Annotated in this window: 18 protein-coding genes; 9 read left to right on the forward strand and 9 right to left on the reverse strand. The window is 62.6% G+C overall.

Translation table 11 applies throughout. From position 1 onward, the window contains the following. Positions 1-47: 47 nt before the first annotated feature. On the forward strand, positions 48-554 hold the full coding sequence (gene moaC / locus ACQ4WQ_RS21860) for a cyclic pyranopterin monophosphate synthase MoaC (RefSeq protein WP_070220374.1): 507 nt from the start codon (positions 48-50) through the stop codon (positions 552-554). Here moaC and ACQ4WQ_RS21865 read toward each other — a convergent pair whose 3' ends face one another. Then, positions 555-935, reverse strand: a complete 381-nt coding sequence (locus tag ACQ4WQ_RS21865; protein WP_436499959.1) for a DUF6713 family protein — start codon at positions 933-935, stop codon at positions 555-557. A gap of 159 nt (positions 936-1,094) precedes the next feature. On the opposite strand from ACQ4WQ_RS21865, the gene ACQ4WQ_RS21870 reads away from it, so the two are divergent. Beyond that, complete coding sequence (locus ACQ4WQ_RS21870) at positions 1,095-1,817, forward strand: flagellar brake protein (RefSeq protein ID WP_436499961.1); 723 nt, start codon at positions 1,095-1,097, stop codon at positions 1,815-1,817. Between the two features lie 21 nt (positions 1,818-1,838). On the opposite strand, the gene ACQ4WQ_RS21875 is transcribed toward ACQ4WQ_RS21870, so the two are convergent. The 7 genes from ACQ4WQ_RS21875 to recA form a co-directional block, all read right to left on the reverse strand. After that, positions 1,839-2,303 carry a pilin gene (locus tag ACQ4WQ_RS21875; RefSeq protein ID WP_436499963.1) on the reverse strand — a complete coding sequence of 155 codons (465 nt, stop codon included), beginning with the start codon at positions 2,301-2,303 and terminating at the stop codon, positions 1,839-1,841. 215 nt (positions 2,304-2,518) lie between these two features. Continuing rightward, positions 2,519-3,400, reverse strand: a complete 882-nt coding sequence (sucD, locus tag ACQ4WQ_RS21880) for a succinate--CoA ligase subunit alpha (RefSeq protein WP_034746085.1) — start codon at positions 3,398-3,400, stop codon at positions 2,519-2,521. A gap of 13 nt (positions 3,401-3,413) precedes the next feature. Then, a complete protein-coding gene (sucC, locus tag ACQ4WQ_RS21885) occupies positions 3,414-4,583 on the reverse strand; it encodes an ADP-forming succinate--CoA ligase subunit beta (protein WP_070220383.1) in 1,170 nt (389 codons plus the stop codon). Between the two features lie 78 nt (positions 4,584-4,661). Then, the gene (locus ACQ4WQ_RS21890) at positions 4,662-5,222 is read right to left on the reverse strand and encodes a DUF2889 domain-containing protein (RefSeq protein WP_436499965.1); all 561 of its coding nucleotides are present in this window, start codon (positions 5,220-5,222) and stop codon (positions 4,662-4,664) included. Between the two features lie 156 nt (positions 5,223-5,378). Then, positions 5,379-5,642: a hypothetical protein gene (locus tag ACQ4WQ_RS21895; RefSeq protein ID WP_436499967.1), complete on the reverse strand. Its 264-nt coding sequence runs from the start codon at positions 5,640-5,642 to the stop codon at positions 5,379-5,381. A 56-nt stretch (positions 5,643-5,698) separates the two neighbouring features. Next, complete coding sequence (gene recX / locus ACQ4WQ_RS21900) at positions 5,699-6,154, reverse strand: recombination regulator RecX (RefSeq protein ID WP_326458744.1); 456 nt, start codon at positions 6,152-6,154, stop codon at positions 5,699-5,701. A 203-nt stretch (positions 6,155-6,357) separates the two neighbouring features. Then, on the reverse strand, positions 6,358-7,461 hold the full coding sequence (recA, locus tag ACQ4WQ_RS21905; RefSeq protein WP_076565922.1) for a recombinase RecA: 1,104 nt from the start codon (positions 7,459-7,461) through the stop codon (positions 6,358-6,360). Positions 7,462-7,716: 255 nt separating this feature from the next. Here recA and ACQ4WQ_RS21910 point away from each other — a divergent pair, with 255 nt between their 5' ends. The 6 genes from ACQ4WQ_RS21910 to ACQ4WQ_RS21935 are packed head-to-tail and all read left to right on the forward strand — an operon-like array spanning position 7,717 to position 15,639. After that, positions 7,717-8,451, forward strand: a complete 735-nt coding sequence (locus ACQ4WQ_RS21910) for a response regulator (protein ID WP_436499970.1) — start codon at positions 7,717-7,719, stop codon at positions 8,449-8,451. After that, on the forward strand, positions 8,448-9,980 hold the full coding sequence (locus ACQ4WQ_RS21915) for a sensor histidine kinase (RefSeq protein WP_436499972.1): 1,533 nt from the start codon (positions 8,448-8,450) through the stop codon (positions 9,978-9,980). The genes ACQ4WQ_RS21910 and ACQ4WQ_RS21915 overlap by 4 nt, the downstream gene beginning before the upstream one ends. Beyond that, entirely contained in the window at positions 9,973-10,287 is a 315-nt protein-coding gene (locus ACQ4WQ_RS21920) for a DUF4212 domain-containing protein (RefSeq protein ID WP_326458747.1), read from the forward strand. Before ACQ4WQ_RS21915 ends, ACQ4WQ_RS21920 begins: the two co-directional genes overlap by 8 nt. Continuing rightward, positions 10,284-12,332 carry a sodium:solute symporter family protein gene (locus ACQ4WQ_RS21925; protein WP_326458748.1) on the forward strand — a complete coding sequence of 683 codons (2,049 nt, stop codon included), beginning with the start codon at positions 10,284-10,286 and terminating at the stop codon, positions 12,330-12,332. The genes ACQ4WQ_RS21920 and ACQ4WQ_RS21925 overlap by 4 nt, the downstream gene beginning before the upstream one ends. A gap of 40 nt (positions 12,333-12,372) precedes the next feature. Next, the gene (locus ACQ4WQ_RS21930; RefSeq protein ID WP_436499974.1) at positions 12,373-14,391 is read left to right on the forward strand and encodes an alpha/beta hydrolase family protein; all 2,019 of its coding nucleotides are present in this window, start codon (positions 12,373-12,375) and stop codon (positions 14,389-14,391) included. Positions 14,392-14,424: 33 nt separating this feature from the next. Further along, on the forward strand, positions 14,425-15,639 hold the full coding sequence (locus ACQ4WQ_RS21935; protein ID WP_326458750.1) for a 6-phosphofructokinase: 1,215 nt from the start codon (positions 14,425-14,427) through the stop codon (positions 15,637-15,639). Here the strand turns inward: ACQ4WQ_RS21935 and ACQ4WQ_RS21940 are convergent. Next, entirely contained in the window at positions 15,636-16,472 is an 837-nt protein-coding gene (locus ACQ4WQ_RS21940; protein WP_326458751.1) for an IclR family transcriptional regulator, read from the reverse strand. The two genes, ACQ4WQ_RS21935 and ACQ4WQ_RS21940, sit on opposite strands and share 4 nt — an antisense overlap. A 163-nt stretch (positions 16,473-16,635) precedes the next feature. Between ACQ4WQ_RS21940 and ACQ4WQ_RS21945 the strand changes: the two genes are divergently transcribed. Beyond that, positions 16,636-18,252: a GMC family oxidoreductase gene (locus tag ACQ4WQ_RS21945; RefSeq protein WP_436499977.1), complete on the forward strand. Its 1,617-nt coding sequence runs from the start codon at positions 16,636-16,638 to the stop codon at positions 18,250-18,252. The last annotated feature ends 24 nt before the right edge of the window (positions 18,253-18,276 follow it).

The following is an 18,276-nucleotide window of genomic DNA, read 5'->3' on the forward strand; positions in this document are numbered from 1 at the left end:
TCGTGATTCGGCCTGCCGCGTCCCCGTTCCTCACCTATTTTGACGCCATGACAACAGCAGACAAGCAAGCCCCCGCCGGGGAACTGACCCATTTCGACGCCACGGGCCAAGCCCATATGGTCGACGTGGGCAGCAAGGAAGACACGCGCCGCAGCGCCGTGGCCGCCGGCACCATCCGCATGCAGCCCGCCACCCTGGCCCTGATCATTTCCGGCAACGCAAAAAAGGGCGACGTGCTGGGCATCGCCCGCATCGCCGCCATCATGGGCGCCAAGCGCACCAGCGACCTGATTCCCCTGTGCCACCCGCTGGCCCTCACGCGCGTCACGGTCGACTTCGACGTGGATGAAGCGGCCAACAGCGTGCATTGCCGCGCCCAGGTCGACACGACGGGCAAGACGGGCGTGGAAATGGAAGCGCTCACGTCCGTGCAGATCGGCTTATTGACGATCTACGACATGTGCAAGGCCGTCGACCGGGGCATGGTCATGACCAACGTGCGCGTGCTGGAAAAGCATGGCGGCAAGTCGGGCGACTGGCACGCGGAAGTGTAACTATGCGGCCTGGCGCGCCAGCCGGCCCCGGATGCGGCGCACGTCGCACAGCAGCCAGAGGGCACTGGCCAGGCACAGCACGATGATGGCGATCGACAGGGGCAAGTGGAACTGCTCCTGCCCCGCCAGCGCAAAGCCGGCATGGATCAGGCAAGTGCCCACGCCGAGCGCGGCGCATACGCCCGCGTAAAACGGCGCCCGCTCGGTGCCGAGCAGCACGTGCCGGTAACCGGCCAGCACCACGGCAATCGCCGCCAGGTTAAACACGAGAAAACCCTGCACGCCGCCCGGCACATGAAACATCTCCCATTCTTTCCAGTAGGCGGCGTCGATCTGATGCAGGATCAGGCACAACATGGTCCAGAAGTAGCTGCGCGACATAAGATTTATATTCGTCAATATTGACGCAATTGTAAATCTTATGTCACGGACCGTCACGCACGGTATTCTTTGATAGCAATATCAATTTCATTGATCTACATGCTTTTTCATCAAGAAATCATGCATACTGCGAGTCGACCATATTCACATGAGCATCGCATGACTAGCAACAAGCCCGCCGCCGAAAGCAAGCTCCAGGACTTCGAATTCGAAGCCATGAATCTGCAGGTGGGGGGACGCATCCAGTTCATCACGCACCGCACCATCAAACCCATTCAGCATTTCTCGACCGTGATCGGCTATGTGAAAGACGAGTACCTGATCGTCAAGATTCCCATGGAGAACGGCGCCTCCATCGTGCTCAACGAAGGCGACAAGCTGACCATCCGCGTGTTTTCCGGCGTCACCGTCTGTTCGTTTGCCTGCAGCGTGCTGCGCATCTTTGGCCGCCCGCTCAATTACGTGCACCTGAGCTTTCCCGACACCATCCAGGGCACCAGCCTGCGCACGGCCATGCGCGTGAAAGTGGACATTCCCGCGCAGCTGAGCTACCGCGACGTGGCGGCCGTGCCCGTGTTCATCGTCAACCTCAGCGTCTCGGGAGCACTGATCGAGGCACCCAGCATGCTCACGCCCGATGACGAAGGCGTGGCGCTCAGCTTTACCTTGCTGGTGCAGCCGAACAAGCATCAGATGCGCGTCAACACGCGCGCCCGCATCCAGAACGTCAGCGTGGGCAAGCCCTCGAATGGTCACGCCGCCGATGTCGCCGAAATCTATACATACGGCGTGCAATTCATCGACCTGGAACCGACCCACTACACGCTGCTGCAAAATCTTACCTATGAAGCGCTGATCGCGGACCGGCAAAAAATCGTCTGACACAGGCGCGGCAGGCGCCGCTCACTGCGTCGCCACCACCTCGGGAATATTGTTTTTGGTAATCGCTTCCTTTGCCGCCGGATTCGTCACGGTGGTGCTGTTGAACCAGCTCAGGCTGCTGGTACCCGGCTTCATGGTCATCGTCACGCTTTGTCCACCGATCCCCGTGCCCAGGTCGGCAGCGAGGGTCAGTACGATATTGCCCTTGTCCACTGTGGCGCTCGCCACTTCGCGCGTGGCACTGAAGACGGGAATGGAGCTGGGCACGGCCGGGGTGGGCGTGCTGCAGGCGGCCGCCTCGCCCCCATTTTCCTGCACGCACAGGGCCACGGCCGTCTTCAGCGGCGCCGCCGCGGCCAGCACATTGCTGACCTTGGCCCGCATCGCATAGTCGCCGTACTGGGGAATGGCCACGGCCGCCAGGATGCCGGCGATGGCCACCACGATCATCAGTTCTATCAGGGTAAATCCGCTCTGCGCGCGCATCGCATCCTCCCGGGGTGCAGTTGGTCACGCCCTGCACGGTGCAAGCGCCATGCCAGCGGCGCGCCCGGGCAGCGGCGGCACACATGGAAAGAAAAGCGACACTTTTTGGCAGCTTCGGACCGGCACCGTCGGCCCAGGCCGGAAATCGCCGTGTCGTGCGGACACAAAAAAAGGAGCCGAAGCTCCTTTTTTGTACTGCGGTGACCGGGCTGGAATTACAGCATGGCTTTCAGCAGACGCGCCATTTCCGACGGGTTTTTGGTGACGGTGATGCCGCAAGCTTCCATGATTTCCAGCTTGGCTTGTGCCGTATCGGCACCGCCCGAGATCAGCGCGCCGGCGTGGCCCATGCGCTTGCCTGGAGGAGCGGTTACGCCAGCGATGAAGCCGACGACCGGTTTTTTCATGTTGTCTTTGATCCAATAAGCCGCGTTGGCTTCGTCCGGACCGCCGATTTCGCCGATCATGATGACCGCGTCGGTATCTGGATCGTCATTGAACATCTTCATGATGTCGATGTGCTTCAGACCGTTGATCGGGTCGCCGCCGATGCCGACTGCCGACGATTGGCCCAGGCCCAGTGCGGTCAATTGACCCACTGCTTCATACGTCAGGGTGCCCGAACGCGAAACGACGCCGATACGGCCCTTCTTGTGGATGTGACCTGGCATGATGCCGATCTTGATTTCGTCTGGCGTGATCAAGCCTGGGCAGTTAGGGCCCAGCAGCAAGGTTTTGCTGTTGGCTTTAGCCATGCGGTCTTTCAGGGCCATCATGTCACGGACAGGAATGCCTTCGGTGATGCAAATGGCCAGATCCATTTCAGCTTCGACAGCTTCCCAGATCGCCGCTGCGGCGCCTGCTGGCGGCACGTAGATCACGGAAACGTTGGCGCCGGTTTCTTTTTTCGCTTCGGTAACGTTAGCGAAAATAGGAATGCCTTCGAAATCTTCGCCGGCTTTCTTCGGGTTCACGCCTGCCACGAAGGCAGCTTTGCCGTTCGCGTAGTCGCGGCAACCGCGGGTGTGGAACTGGCCGGTCTTGCCGGTAATCCCTTGGGTAACGACTTTGGTATCTTTATTGATCAGAATGGACATGTTGATTCCTTAATTAAGCTTGACCGGCAGCAGCGGCAACGACGCTCTTGGCTGCATCTTCCATGGTGTCGGCTGCGATGATAGGCAGACCGGAATCGGCCAGCATCTTTTTGCCCAGGTCTTCGTTGGTGCCCTTCATGCGCACGACCAGCGGTACGTTCAGCGAGACGGCTTTCACTGCGGCGATCACGCCTTCAGCGATCACGTCGCAACGCATGATGCCGCCGAAAATGTTCACCAGGATGGCTTTCAGGCCTGGGTTTTTCAGCATGATCTTGAACGCTTCGGTCACTTTTTCTGCCGTGGCGCCGCCGCCGACGTCCAGGAAGTTGGCTGGCTCGCCGCCGAACAGTTTAATCGTGTCCATGGTGGCCATGGCCAGGCCGGCGCCGTTCACCAGGCAACCGATGTTGCCGTCGAGCGAGATGTAGGCCAGGTCGAATTTCGACGCTTCGATTTCCGCTGGATCTTCTTCGTCCAGGTCGCGCAGGGCGACGATTTCCGGATGACGGAACAGGGCGTTCGGGTCAAAGTTGAACTTGGCGTCCAGGGCGATGACTTTGCCGCTGCCGGTGACGATCAGCGGGTTGATCTCGGCCAGCGAGCAGTCGGTTTCCCAGTAGGCTTTGTACAGGCCTTGCAGGTTGGCGCGCGCGTCGGCGATGGAACCGGCAGGCACGCCGATTTTGGCGGCGATGTCGTCTGCCTGGGCATCGGTCAGGCCTACGCCCGGATCGATGGTCACGTGGTGGATCTTCTCAGGGTGGCTCTCGGCCACTTCTTCGATGTCCATGCCGCCTTCGGACGATGCCATCAGGACGATTTTCTGGGTAACGCGGTCGGTGACCAGCGAAACGTACAGTTCTTGCTTGATGTCGGCGCCTTCTTCCACCAGCAGGCGGTTGACTTTCTGGCCTTCGGCGCTGGTCTGGTGCGTGATCAGCTGCATGCCCATGATCTGGTCAGCGTATTCCTTGACCTGTTCCATCGATTTGGCCACTTTCACGCCGCCGCCCTTGCCGCGGCCACCTGCGTGGATCTGCGCCTTGACAACCCACACCGGGCCGCCCAGGGTTTCCGCAGCCTTGACGGCTTCTTCGACGGACATGCACGGAATACCGCGTGGTACCGTCACTCCGTGCTGCCGGAGGATTTCTTTGGCTTGATACTCATGGATTTTCATGCTGGCTTCCCTTCTGATACTGATTTGTAAAAATACGGTTAGTGGTGCAAAAAAAACAGGAAAAACAGAGCGCCGGGGTCACGCTTTGGCTACCCAGCGCGGGTAATACTGTGCAACCGCCCCGCCATCGGTGCGCAGGGCGTGGCATTTGTCGAGTTGAAACGGCTTTTCATGCGACACGTCAGCATTCGCACCGTCACGGGTCGACCAGACATCGCCGGCAAATGCCTGAACCGTCGCAGTCGGCAAGACTTGCGCCAGTTCGGTCAAATGGGTACAGCCAGCGATTCCCGCCAGGCGCTGTTTCAAGTCGCGGCGGAAATTCTTCAATAAGTTCAAACCGATCAGCGCCCTGTAAGCGGGGCCGATGGTATCGCAAAAACCGGGATAGGGCACGGCATCGGAGGCAGCTTCGGCCTCGACAATGTTCAGTTCGCGATCGACGGTAATGCGTAAATGGAGGTCATGCAGAGGGACGCCGGCGGGACGGGGGCCGGAGGCCAGGGTCGCGTCATAGCTTTTGATATCGGTGATATGGGCGTCAATATCCCACAGGCCGTCGTCGCGCATATACGCTTGGACGTCGATAACGCGGGAGTGCCGTAGGGCGCGCCGGGATACGGGAGTTGACAGGGGCATAAGACCGATGCCGCTTGCGCGGCCATAATTTAGTAAGCAGCCATGTGCCTAAAGCACTCTGTTCGCAGCTTCTACGAACAGCAACCGCACCTGCGGCGCCGCAAAAACCCTAAAAGTGTAGCACAGTAGGCGCCGGTTGCGCCGCAACATAATTTTTCATTGCTTTGATAAAAATATTTCAAAGCATAAAGAATTCACATGGAAATTGACGCTATTATCACGAATGGTGATGATAGATATGGCCGATGAGCGCCGTGGCATCCCTGAAATGGCCGCGCCGGCCCGGCCGACGGCGGCATGGGCTGGCCCGGCCCCACGCAGCGCAACAATATGCCATCCGATCGACAGGCTGGCGGCGAGGAAAATGAACTTACCAGTAAAACAATGATCTGTAGCAAGGCTGCCTGGCAGGCAAGGCATGGTGCAGTCACGAACTGTTGCAGAAGGAACACAGCGGGACGGCCAGCGGCGCGCGCCTAGTCGTCTTCCGGCTCTAGCCCCTTCAAGGCCGCCTGCACGGCGCGCTGGGAAAAGCCGCGCTGCATCAAAAAACGCATCTGCTTGTTGCGCTGCTCCGCATCCTGCGCCACTTGCCCGAATTTGCGGCGCCACACTTCGCAGGCGCGCGCCACTTCCCCTTCGGCCAGGCCCGCCTTGAGTTCCTGCAGCGCTTCGCCGCCTATGCCATGGCTTTGCAGCTCCGCCATGATGCGGCTGTTGCCGAAGCGGGCCGAGCGGCGGTGGATCAGCGACTCGGAAAAGCGCTCCTGCGACAGCCAGTTGGCCTGCTCCAGGCTGTCGAGCAAGGCTTCCACGTCGTCGCCCTCCTGCGCATGGCGCTGCAGCTTGCGCCGCAATTCCATGCGGCTGTGTTCGCGCATCGACAAAAAGCGTAGCGCCCTGCCCTTCAGGCTTAGTTGTACTGCGGCCATACACCCACCTTGTCTTTCATTCCACGATCACATCACCCAAACACAATCGCCGCCCGGCGCAACAGCGCGGGACGGCGATCATGGTCACACCTTGCAGCAAGCCATGCGTAGGTCGGATTAAGCCCCTTGGGCCGTAATCCGACAACATTGTTGACGTCTGTGGTGTTGTCGGATTACGCGCGGCTTTGCCGCGCTAATCCGACCTACTCTGCCTTGGCTTCCGCAGCCTTGGCAGCCTTGTCGGCGGCCTTATCCGCTTTTTCCGGCTTTTCAGCGGCCAGCGGCGGCAGTTCACGCACGCCCAGCGAAGCGCGGACCTTGTTTTCGATTTCGCGGGCCAGCGCCGGACGCTCTTGCAGGAAGGCGCGGGCGTTGTCCTTGCCCTGGCCGATGCGTTCGCCGTTGTAGCTGTACCACGAACCGGATTTTTCCACGATCTTGGCATCCGAACCCAGGTCCAGGATTTCGCCTTCGCGCGAGGTGCCGGCGCCGTACAGGATGTCGAAGTGCGCTTCCTTGAACGGCGGCGCGATCTTGTTCTTGACGACCTTGACCTTGGTTTCGTTGCCGATCACTTCATCGCCGGACTTGATCGAGCCGGTGCGGCGGATATCCAGGCGCACCGAGGCGTAGAATTTCAGCGCATTGCCGCCCGTGGTCGTTTCAGGGCTGCCGAACATCACGCCGATCTTCATGCGGATCTGGTTGATGAAGATGACCAGGGTATTCGTGCGGTTGATGGAGCCGGTCAGCTTGCGCAGCGCTTGCGACATCAGACGCGCTTGCAAACCTGGCAGGGAATCGCCCATGTCGCCTTCGATCTCGGCGCGTGGCGTCAGTGCCGCCACGGAGTCGATGACGACGAGGTCGACGCTGCCCGAACGCACGAGGGCGTCGCAGATTTCCAGCGCCTGCTCGCCCGTGTCCGGTTGCGAGATCAGCAATTCATGCAGGTTCACGCCCAGCTTTTGCGCGTAACCGACGTCCAGCGCGTGCTCGGCATCGATAAAGGCGCAGGTGCCGCCCAGTTTTTGCATTTCGGCGATGGTTTGCAGGGTCAGCGTGGTTTTACCCGACGATTCCGGACCGTAGATTTCCACCACGCGGCCGCGCGGCAAGCCGCCCACGCCCAGCGCGATATCGAGGCCGAGCGAACCGGTCGACACGACTTGCACTTCTTCGATCGGTGCGCTGGCATCCATGCGCATGACCGAACCTTTGCCAAACTGCTTCTCGATCTGCGCCAGTGCGGCGGCGAGCGCCTTGGCTTTTTCCGATGCGGGTACTACAGCTTTTTTATCGTCCATATGTTCTTTCAGCCGTTCTACAGGTGCGGATTCAGGTGACGCATCTACGTGAACCGTGCAGCCTGCGATAGCGCCAGTGGGTTAAATTCTTTACACAGACAGTACTGTATAAAAAAACAGTGATCAATGCAAGCGGAACGTGGATTTGTTTTGAAACAGATCAATACAAGCCTGGTTTTTCACAAAAACTCGCCACCTTGCGGAAAATGAAACACAATACAAGCTTCTACCGCTGCAAGCATAGGAAGCCTCACCATGCGTATTTTACTTGCCGAAGATGACAGCGTGCTGGCCGATGGCCTGACCCGCTCGCTGCGCCAGTCCGGTTATGCGATCGACTACGTCAAGACCGGGCAGGAAGCCGATACGGCCCTGTCCACCCAGGAATTCGACCTGCTGATCCTCGACCTGGGCCTGCCGAAGATGTCCGGCCTGGAAGTGCTGCGCCGCCTGCGCGCACGCGCCTCGCTGCTGCCCGTGCTGATCCTGACGGCCGCCGATTCCATCGAACAACGCGTGAATGGCCTCGACCTCGGTGCCGACGATTATATGGCCAAGCCGTTCGCCTTGTCGGAACTGGAGGCAAGAGTGCGCGCCCTGACGCGCCGCGGCGCTGGCGGCGGCGCCACCATCATCAAGCACGGCCCCCTCAGCTACGATCAGGTGGGACGCAGCGCCTACATCAACGACCAGATGCTCGACCTGTCCGCGCGCGAACTGGGCTTGCTGGAAATCCTGCTGGGCCGCACCGGCCGCCTCGTCTCGAAAGAGCAGCTGGTCGACCACCTGTGCGAATGGGGCGAGGAAGTATCGAACAACGCCATCGAAGTGTATGTACACCGCCTGCGCAAGAAGATCGAGGTGGGCGGCGTGCGCATCGCCACCGTGCGCGGCCTCGGCTATTGCCTGGAGAAATATTCGGAAGCGGCGCGCCTGCAAGCCGAAGCGGGCGAGGCCGCCGCTCCTGCCAACGGTCCCGCCAGCAAGTGAAGGCGCGCGAGGCGCCTGCGGACGAGCCGGACGACGACGACTGGTTCGAGCCGCCCACCACGGAGCAGGATGACACCATCGAGCATTCGCTGTTCGGCGAAATCCTCGACTGGATGCTGGCGCCCCTGCTGCTGCTGTGGCCGATGAGCATCGCCATCACCTATCTGGTGGCCAAAGGCATTGCCAATCAGCCGTTCGACCATGCGCTGGAAGACAGCGTGACAGTGCTGACGCAACAGGTCAAGCAGGCCGATGGCGCGCTGCTTCGCCGCGCGCCGGAAAAGAACAGCAGCGGCCGCGACTTCCTGCGCGGCGACGATATCGACACCCTGTATTACCTGGTGGTGGGTCCGCGCGGCGAATACCTCGACGGCGACCGCGACTTGCCGCCGCCGCAAGACCCCGACAAATACCGCAGCGGCATGGTGCTGTTTCGCAACGACACCATCCACGGCACGCCCGTGCGCGTGGCGTTCAGCTATCTCGATATTCCTGCCGGCAACGACGATGAGCCGAACCGCGCGCTGGTGCAAGTGGCGGAAACCCTGGAAAAGCGCGCCCAGCTGGCCAATGAAATCATCAAGGGCGTGATTTTGCCGCAGTTCATCATCCTGCCCGTGATCCTGGCCCTGGTCTGGTTTGCCCTGGCGCGCGGCCTGTCGCCGCTGGCGCAATTGCAGGAGCGCATACGCGCCCGGCCGCCCGACGACCTCTCTCCCATCGAATCGGGCCAGGTGCCCGAGGAAATCACGCCGCTGGTCGGTTCGCTCAACGAGATGCTGGCGCGCCTGTCCCTGTCGATCGACATGCAGAAACGCTTCATCGCCGATGCGGCGCACCAGATGAAGACGCCGCTGGCCGGCATGCGCATGCAATCGGAGCTGGCCCTGCGCCAGACCGACCACGACGAGATCCACCGCTCGCTGCTGCAGCTGGCGAAAAGTTCGGAAGCGGCCACGCGCCTGGTCAACCAACTGCTGGCCCTGGCGCGCGCGGAAAACCAGCCGCAGGCGGGCACGGCATTCGAGCCGATCGAACTGAGCGAACTGGCGCGCGGCGTGGTGCAGGACTGGGTGCAAGCCTCGTTTGCCCAGCATATCGACCTGGGCTTCGAACAGCCCGCGTATTCGATCATGATTTCCGGCAATGCCATGATGCTGCGCGAGCTGCTGAGCAATCTGATCGACAATGCCCTGCGCTACACGCCAGCTGGCGGCAGCGTCACGGTGCGCGTGCGCAGCACCCTGGAACTGGCCATCCTGGAAGTGGAAGATACGGGCCCCGGCATTGCGCCGGCCGAACGGGCCCACGTATTCGAACGCTTTTACCGCATTCTTGGCAGCAATGTCGACGGTAGCGGCCTGGGCCTGGCCATCGTGCGCGAGATTGCGCAGCAGCACGGCGCCGAAGTCGATATTTTTAACAATCCGCGCGCCACGTCGCCGAAGTTGCCAGGCACCCTGCTGCGCCTGAGCATCGCCCTGCTGTTGCCGGAAGCGCCAGAAGAGGATGACATCACGTATGGATAAACCCAGCCTTTCCGCAACGCCGCCGCAGCCGGCGCGCACGCCCGGCCCCGAGCTGCAGGCGCGCCGCGATGTGCACTGGCGCAAGACGCGGCGCCTGACGGCCATCCTGCTGCTGGTCTGGCTGCTGACGGGCTTCCTGACCGTGTTCTATGCGCGCGAGCTGTTGCACCTGAACCTGTTCGGCTGGCCCCTGCCCTTCTACATGGCGGCCCAGGGCGCCTCGCTCGTGTACCTGGCCATCATCGCCTTCTATGCCTGGCGCATGCGGCGCCTCGACCGGGCTTTTCATGCCGAGGAGCAAGCATGAGCGGCCAGCGCAGCTTCTTTGCGCGCCTGTGCCGCTACTACCTGCTGTTTACCGCCGGTTTCGCCGCCTTCCTGCTGGCCCTGTCTGTGCTGGAACAGGAAGGCATGCCGCGCGCGTGGATCGGCTACCTGTTCATGCTCGTCACCATCACGCTGTACGCCACCATCGGCGTCATCAGCCGCACCTCGAACGTCACCGAATACTATGTGGCGGGACGCCGGGTGCCGGCCATGTTCAACGGCATGGCCACGGCCGCCGACTGGATTTCGGCCGCCAGCTTCATCAGCCTGGCGGGCGGCCTGTACCTGAACGGCTTCGACGGCCTGGCCTTCATCATGGGCTGGACGGGCGGCTATTGCCTGGTGGCGCTATTGATCGCCCCCTACCTGCGCAAGTTCAGCCAGTACACGATTCCCGATTTCCTCGCAGCACGCTACGGCAGCGGCACCGACAAACGGGGCGCCAGCGTGCGCGTGGTGGCCGTGGCCGCCACCATCATCGTGTCGTTCACCTATGTCGTGGCGCAGATCTACGCCGTCGGCCTGATCGCCTCGCGCTTCACGGGCGTGGATTTTTCCGTCGGCATCTTCCTGGGCCTGGCCAGCATCCTCGTCTGTTCCTTTCTGGGCGGCATGCGCGCCATCACCTGGACGCAGGTGGCGCAGTACATCATCATCCTCGTCGCCTTTCTGATTCCCGCCATATGGCTGTCGGTCAAGCATGCGGACAATCCCGTGCCGCAGATCGCCTACGGCAAGGTATTGCCGCAACTGAGCGCGCGCGAACACGTGCTGGAAACGGACCCGAAAGAAAACGAGGTGCGCGCCATCTTCCGCCAGCGCGCGCAAAGCTACCAGGCGCGCATCGACGGCTTGCCCGGTTCCTGGGAGCAAGGCCGCCTGACGGCCCAGCGCCAGCTCGATAGTTTGCGCCAGCGCAATACCTCGCTGTTCGATATCCGCAACGCGGAGCGCACCCTGATCGCCTATCCCAAAAGCCCCGACGAGGCACGCGTGCTGTGGCAGGCGATGCAGGCGCAAAACCGGAAACGCGCCGAACCGATCATTCCGCACGCGCAGCCGTTTCCCGCCGCCGACCGCGAGCAGTCCGACATCAAACGCAACAATTTCCTGGCCCTCGTGTTTTGCATGATGCTGGGCACGGCCGCCCTGCCCCACATCCTCATGCGATCGTACACCACGCCCTCCGTGCACGAAACGCGCGTCTCCGTGTTCTGGACGCTGTTCTTCATCCTGTTGATCTATCTCACGATTCCCGCGCTGGCCGTGCTGGTCAAGTACGATATCTACTCGGCGCTGGTGGGCACGCAATACGCGAACCTGCCCACCTGGGTGTCGTACTGGGCCAATGTGGACAAGCTCAGTCCCCTGATCAGCATCGTCGACGTCAACCGCGACGGCATCGTGCAACTGGCGGAAATTTCCATCGACGCCGACGTGCTGGTGCTGGCCACGCCCGAGATCGCCGGCCTGCCCTATGTGATTTCCGGCCTGGTGGCGGCCGGCGGCCTGGCTGCCGCCCTGTCGACGGCCGACGGCTTGCTGCTGGCCATCTCCAACGCCCTGTCGCACGACATCTATTACAAGGTGGTCGATCCCAGCGCCTCGACGCAAAAGCGCGTGACGATTTCCAAACTGCTGCTGCTGGCCGTGGCCTTCATCGCCGCCTATGCCGCTTCGCAAAAGCCGGCGGACATTTTGTCGCTGGTGGGCGTGGCCTTCTCCCTAGCCGCCTCGACCCTGTTTCCGCCGCTGGTGCTCGGCGTCTTCTGGCAACGCGCCAACTACCAGGGCGCGCTGGCCGGCATGCTGACGGGCTTTGGCGTGTGCCTGTATTACATGCTGCACACGAGCACCATGCTGGGCGGTAATGCCAGCGGTCAATGGTTTCATATCGCGCCCATCTCCGCCGGCATCTTCGGCGTGCCGGCCGGCCTGGCCGCCGCCATCCTGGTCAGCTGGCTGACGCCGGCGCCGGGACGGCGCAGCAGAGGGCTGGTCGAGCACATCCGGGCGCCGGAATGAGCTTCCATCTTTCAATTTTCTTTCCAGGTTACCCCACACCATGCTCCAGGTTCTCTTGCGTCTGCTCCATCTCTTGGCCGCCTGCGCCAGCCTATTGGCCATCTCCGCACAGGCGCACACCGCCGTCGCCCCGCCCCTGTCGGCCTTCTTCGCCAACCCCGAATTCAGCGCCCCCCAGCTGTCGCCCGATGCGCGTCACCTGGCCGTGAAAGTGAGCGGCGCGAACAATCGCGAACGGCTGGCCGTCGTCAACCTGCTCGATAACAGCATCAAGGTCGTGGCGCAATTCAGCGATGTCGACGTGGGCGACGTCGAATGGGTCAACAACGAGCGCCTGATCCTGAACACGCGCGACCGCCAGACGGCGCCCGGCGACATGCGTTTCGGGCCGGGCCTGTTTGCCGTCAACCGCGACGGCAGCAACTTTCGCCAGCTGGCCGCCCGCAGCGCCATGCCCGATGCCTCCACCTCGATCTATAAACTGCTGCCCTGGCATACCTACCTGACGGGCCAGCGCGGTGCGCAGGATACTGCTGCCGTGTATGTGCGCAGTACCGTGTACGCCTCGACGGGCGAAGTCGACTATGAAGGCTTGCGGCAGCTCGATACGCTCACGGGCCGCAGCACGAGCGTCAAGCCGCCGGGCAAGGTGCGCCGCTGGCTGCTCGACCAGCATGGCGAACCGCGCCTGGCCGTCACCCGGGAGCGCAATATCGAAAGCATCATGTACCGGGAACCTGACGGCGGCGTCTGGCGCACGCTGGCGCAGTTCGACGCCTACCTCGGCGGCGCCAATGCCTTCACCCCGCTATCCTTCGGTCCGGACGGCACCTTGTACGTGAGCGCCCGCATGGGCAGCGATACGCTGTCCGTGCATGCCTACGACCTGGCCAGCGGCAGCATCAAGCCCACGCCCATCATCTCGCTCGACGGGTATGACTTCAGCGGCAATCTGATCGTCCGGCAAGGCAAGCTGCTGGGCGTGCGCCACCTCAGCGATGCGCGTGCCACGCGCTGGTTCGATCCCGCCATGACGGCGACCCAGGCGCGCATCGACGCCCTGTTGCCGTCGACCATCAACCTGGTCTCGCTGGCGGCCCGCCCCGCCACGCCCTTCATGCTGGTGACCTCGTATTCCGACCGGCAGCCGGGCAAATTCTCGCTGTTCAATAGCGATACGGGCAAGCTGAGCATCATCGGCGAGACGCAGCCGCTCATCCAGCCGGCGCAGATGAGCGAGCAGCAGCTGGTGCGCTACACGGCGCGCGATGGCCTGGCCATTCCAGCCTGGCTTACCGTGCCCGCCACGAGTTCTGGCAAGCAGCTACCGCTTGTCGTGCTCGTGCACGGCGGCCCGTATGTGCGCGGCAGCTCCTGGCAATGGAATGCCGAAGTGCAATTTCTTGCCTCGCGTGGCTATGCCGTGCTGCAACCGGAGTTTCGCGGCAGCACAGGCTTTGGCGCCAAGCATTTTCGGGCCGGCTGGAAACAATGGGGCTTGAAGATGCAGGACGATCTCGCCGACGGCGCGCGCTGGGCCATCGCGGAAGGGATCGCCGATCCGCGCCGCATCTGCATCGCTGGCGCCAGCTATGGCGGCTATGCTGCCCTGATGGGCCTGGTCAACGATCCCGACCTGTTCCGCTGTGCCATCGACTGGGTGGGCGTGACCGACATTAACCTGATGTATAGCGGCCACTGGAGCTTCAAGTCCGACCTCGGCGATGACTGGAAACAGTACGGCATGCCCGAGCTGATTGGCGACCGGACGGCGAACGCGGCGCAATTCCAGGCCACCTCGCCCATCGCCCAGGCGGCGCGCATCACTCAACCCCTGCTGCTGGCGTACGGCGCCGCCGACCAGCGGGTGCCGCTGTACCACGGCAAGCAGTTCTACGCGGCCGTCAAACAGTACAATCGCGATGTCGAATGGGTGGTATACGATGAGGAAGGTCATGGCTGGACACTGCCGAAGAACCGCATCGACTTCTGGGGCCGGGTGGAGAAATTCCTCGACAGAAATATCGGAAAAGACAGCGCGCCGCTAAAAAAGGAGTAGGCTGGAGGGCCGCTTTACTTACGAGGAGATCCCATGCCGTCTGGAAAAATTCTTGTTGCCCAGGGAGGCGGCCCCACCGCCGTCATCAACCAGTCGCTGGTGGGCGTGGTGCTCGAATCGCGGCGTTTTCAGCACGTCACGCGCGTGTACGGCGCGCTGCATGGCGTGCGCGGCATCATCAATGAAGAGTTCGTCGACCTGACGCAGGAAACCAGCCATAACCTGGAACTGGTGGCCGCCACGCCGTCTTCGGCGCTCGGCTCCACGCGCGACAAGCCCGACATCGCCTACTGCCAGCAAATCTTCGAAGTGCTGCGCGCGCACGAGATCGAACATTTCTTTTACATCGGCGGCAACGACTCGTCCGACACGGTGCGCATCGTCAGCGAGGAAGCGCACAAGGCCGGCTATCCGCTGCGCTGCATCCACATCCCGAAAACCATCGACAACGACCTGGTGGGCAGCGACCACACGCCCGGCTTTCCCTCGGCCGCGCGCTTCGTCGCGCAAGCGTTCGCCGGCGCCAACCTCGACAACGCGGCCTTGCCCGGCGTCTACGTGGGCGTGGTGATGGGCCGCCACGCGGGTTTTCTGACGGCCGCCTCGGCGCTGGGCAAGAAGTTCCCCGACGACGGCCCGCACCTGATCTATCTGCCCGAGCGCATCTTCGTGCTGGAAAACTTCCTTGCCGACGTGAAGGCCACCTATGAAAAGTATGGCCGCTGCGTGATCGCCGTCTCGGAAGGCATCCACGATGCATCGGGCGAGCCGATCGCCAGCCTGCTGGCCCAGGAAGTGGAACGCGATGCGCATGGCAACGTGCAATTGTCCGGCACGGGCGCGCTGGCCGACCTGCTGTGCGACGAGATCAAGGCCAAGCTGGGCATCAAGCGCGTGCGCGGCGATACCTTCGGCTATCTGCAGCGCTCCTTCATCGGCTGCGTTTCCGACGTCGACCAGCGCGAAGCCCGCGAAGTGGGAGAGAAGGCGGTGCAGTTCGCCATGTGGGGCGACCGCGACGGCTCCGTGGCCATCAAGCGCACGGGCTTTTATTCCGTCGATTACGAACTGCTGCCGCTGACCGACGTGGCGGGCAAGACGCGGACCATGGAAGACGAGTTCATCAGCGCCAGCGGCACGGACGTGACCGATGCATTCCGCCTGTATCTGCGTCCGCTGCTGGGTTCAAGCATGCCCGATGCGTTCCGCCTGCGCGCGGCCAAGGTGGCGAAGGTCTTGAAACCTTAGCTGGACTCCGCCAGCAATAGCGGCCGCAGCTTGACGGCCGCTTCTTTTAATTGCGGCACGTGTTGCAGCAATTGCTCCACGGACTTTCGCGCCACGGGCGCGTGGCAGGCGACGGCCGCCACGATGCGCCCATCGGCCGCGCAGATGGGCACGGCCACGGCCACCATGCCGTGCACGAATTCCTCGTCGTCGATGCCGATGCCCAGCCGGGCGATGCGCACGATCTCGCGCTCGAGCAGCACGGGATCGGTGATGCTTTTCGGCGTGCGCGCCTCCAGGGTCAGCATGGCCAGCAATTCGCGCCGCTCCAGCAAACTCATGTGCGCCAAGAACAGCTTGCCGCTGGCCGTGCAATGCATGGGCGCGCGCGTGCCCAGCACCAGGTGCAGGCGCAGCGGTTCCTGCGTTTCCACGCGGTCCACGTAGACGACGGCATTGCCCTCGGGAATGGCCAAATTGCACGTCTCGCCCGTGGCCGCCACCAGGCTGCCCAGGATGCTGCGGCTCACGCGGATCAGGGCATTGTTGCGCAAGGTCGCCAGCGCCAGGTTGGTCGAAGCGGCGCCCGGTACATAGCCGCGCCCCACGGGCGTGCGCAGCACATAGCCATGTTGTTCCAGGGTATCGAGCAGGCGCATCATGCTGGCCTTGGGCACCTGCATGCGCGCGGCCAGTTGCGACAAGGTCAGGGGCTGGCTGGCGCTGGCCAGGTGCTCGATCAGGCGCAGCACGCGCAAGCCGCGCGCCTCGTCGCCATGGCTGGCCGCCGCGCTGCTGCCCACCGCCCCAGCTTCTCCGGCATCGGCCGGCCGTTTTTGAAACGCATCATGCATGTTCTGTTTCACCTCTCGCGTATGCGGCGGTTTCCGCTTGTCCCGGTGCTGCACGTCTTCTATAAATGGAACCAGACGTTCCAAAAATAATCAATAAAGACCAGTGTATCGCAAAAAACGCCCGCCGAGGCAAGCTGATACCGCAACGCAGGAGACAAGCACCATGTTGCAAACACACTACGATTACATCGTTGTCGGCGCCGGTTCGGCCGGCTGCGTGCTGGCCAACCGCCTGTCGCACGACAGCGGCAACCAGGTATTGCTGCTGGAAGCGGGCGGCAAGGACAACAATCTCTGGATACACGTGCCGGTCGGCTATTTCAAGACCATGCACGACCCGAAGCTGGACTGGTGCTACCGCACGGAAGCGGATGCCGGCATTGCCGGGCGCCAGCTGCAATGGCCGCGCGGCAAGGTGCTGGGCGGCTCCAGCTCGCTCAACGGCTTGCTGTATGTGCGCGGACAGAAAGAGGATTACGACCGCTGGGCCGAACTGGGCAACGCAGGCTGGAGCTATGCCGAGGTGCTGCCCTATTTTAAAAAATCGGAAGACCAGGAACGCGGCGCCAGCGATTACCACGGCGTGGGTGGCCCGTTAAAGGTGTCGGACCTGCGCCTGCGCCGCCCGATCGCCGAACACTTCATTGCCGGCGCCACGGAAAGCGGCATCCCCTTCAATGCCGATTACAACGGCGCCACGCAGGAAGGCGTCGGCTACTTCCAGCAGACGGCCAGCAAGGGCCTGCGCTGGAGTACGGCCAAAGCCTTTTTGCGCCCGGCCCGCAAGCGCGCGAACCTGCGCGTGGAAGTGCGGGCACAGATCACGCGCGTGCTGTTCGAGGGCAAGCGCGCCGTCGGCATCGAGTACCGGCAAGATGGCCAGCTGCGCCAGGCGCGCGCCAGCGGCGAAGTGATTTTATGCGCGGGCGCCATCGGCTCGCCGCAAATCCTGCAATGCTCGGGCGTGGGTCCGCGCGCGCTGCTCGAGCAAGTGGGCGTGCCGCTCGTGCACGACTTGCCCGGCGTGGGACAGAACCTGCAAGACCATCTGCAAATCCGCCTCGTCTTCAAGACGCGGCTGAAAACCCTGAACGATGAAGTCAACAGCCTGTGGGGCAAGCTGTGGGTGGGCATGCAATATGTGTTTTCCCGCTCGGGTCCCCTCACCCTGGCGGCCAGCCAGGTGACGGTGTTTACCCGATCCTCGCCCGAGGTGGAGCGGCCCGACATCCAGTTCCACATGCAGCCCTTGAGCGCCGACAAGCCGGGCGAAGGCGCGCATCCGTTTTCCGCCTTTACGTCGTCCGTGTGCCAGCTGCGCCCGCACAGCCGCGGCCACGTATCGATCAAGTCCGCCGATCCCCTCGCCTACCCTGGCATTTATCCCAATTACCTGTCCGACCCGCGCGACCAGCAAACGGCGATTGCCGCCCTGCGCGTGGCACGCAGGATCGCCGCCGCGCCGTCGCTGGCGCCGCACATCATTTCAGAGTTCGTGCCCGGCCCGCAGTTCGAGACGGATGCGCAGCTGCTGGACGCGGCGCGCCGCTTCAGCCAGTCGATCTACCACCCGAGCGGCACCTGCAAGATGGGCCACGACGCCATGGCCGTCGTCGACGACCGCCTGCGCGTGCACGGCATGCAGAACCTGCGCGTGGTCGACGCGTCGATCATGCCGGAAATCGTCTCGGGCAATACGAACGCGCCCACCATCATGATCGCCGAAAAAGCGGCCGACATGATCCTGGCGGACGCCGTGCGGCTGCCGCAGGCGGCCTGACCCACCCATTCCAGGCAAGGAGGA

Origin of the sequence: Janthinobacterium goodfellowi (assembly GCF_051380695.1) — a bacterium.
Classification (GTDB): Bacteria; Pseudomonadota; Gammaproteobacteria; order Burkholderiales; family Burkholderiaceae_D; genus Janthinobacterium.

Bases quoted from the DNA above. Each gene is read 5' to 3' on its own strand.
- moaC (WP_070220374.1), top strand. From the start codon at position 48: ATGACAACAGCAGACAAGCAAGCCCCCGCCGGGGAACTGACCCATTTC.
- ACQ4WQ_RS21865 (WP_436499959.1), bottom strand. From the start codon at position 935: ATGTCGCGCAGCTACTTCTGGACCATGTTGTGCCTGATCCTGCATCAG.
- ACQ4WQ_RS21870 (WP_436499961.1), top strand. From the start codon at position 1,095: ATGACTAGCAACAAGCCCGCCGCCGAAAGCAAGCTCCAGGACTTCGAA.
- ACQ4WQ_RS21875 (WP_436499963.1), bottom strand. From the start codon at position 2,303: ATGCGCGCGCAGAGCGGATTTACCCTGATAGAACTGATGATCGTGGTG.
- sucD (WP_034746085.1), bottom strand. From the start codon at position 3,400: ATGTCCATTCTGATCAATAAAGATACCAAAGTCGTTACCCAAGGGATT.
- sucC (WP_070220383.1), bottom strand. From the start codon at position 4,583: ATGAAAATCCATGAGTATCAAGCCAAAGAAATCCTCCGGCAGCACGGA.
- ACQ4WQ_RS21890 (WP_436499965.1), bottom strand. From the start codon at position 5,222: ATGCCCCTGTCAACTCCCGTATCCCGGCGCGCCCTACGGCACTCCCGC.
- ACQ4WQ_RS21895 (WP_436499967.1), bottom strand. From the start codon at position 5,642: ATGCCTTGCCTGCCAGGCAGCCTTGCTACAGATCATTGTTTTACTGGT.
- recX (WP_326458744.1), bottom strand. From the start codon at position 6,154: ATGGCCGCAGTACAACTAAGCCTGAAGGGCAGGGCGCTACGCTTTTTG.
- recA (WP_076565922.1), bottom strand. From the start codon at position 7,461: ATGGACGATAAAAAAGCTGTAGTACCCGCATCGGAAAAAGCCAAGGCG.
- ACQ4WQ_RS21910 (WP_436499970.1), top strand. From the start codon at position 7,717: ATGCGTATTTTACTTGCCGAAGATGACAGCGTGCTGGCCGATGGCCTG.
- ACQ4WQ_RS21920 (WP_326458747.1), top strand. From the start codon at position 9,973: ATGGATAAACCCAGCCTTTCCGCAACGCCGCCGCAGCCGGCGCGCACG.
- ACQ4WQ_RS21925 (WP_326458748.1), top strand. From the start codon at position 10,284: ATGAGCGGCCAGCGCAGCTTCTTTGCGCGCCTGTGCCGCTACTACCTG.
- ACQ4WQ_RS21930 (WP_436499974.1), top strand. From the start codon at position 12,373: ATGCTCCAGGTTCTCTTGCGTCTGCTCCATCTCTTGGCCGCCTGCGCC.
- ACQ4WQ_RS21935 (WP_326458750.1), top strand. From the start codon at position 14,425: ATGCCGTCTGGAAAAATTCTTGTTGCCCAGGGAGGCGGCCCCACCGCC.
- ACQ4WQ_RS21940 (WP_326458751.1), bottom strand. From the start codon at position 16,472: ATGCATGATGCGTTTCAAAAACGGCCGGCCGATGCCGGAGAAGCTGGG.
- ACQ4WQ_RS21945 (WP_436499977.1), top strand. From the start codon at position 16,636: ATGTTGCAAACACACTACGATTACATCGTTGTCGGCGCCGGTTCGGCC.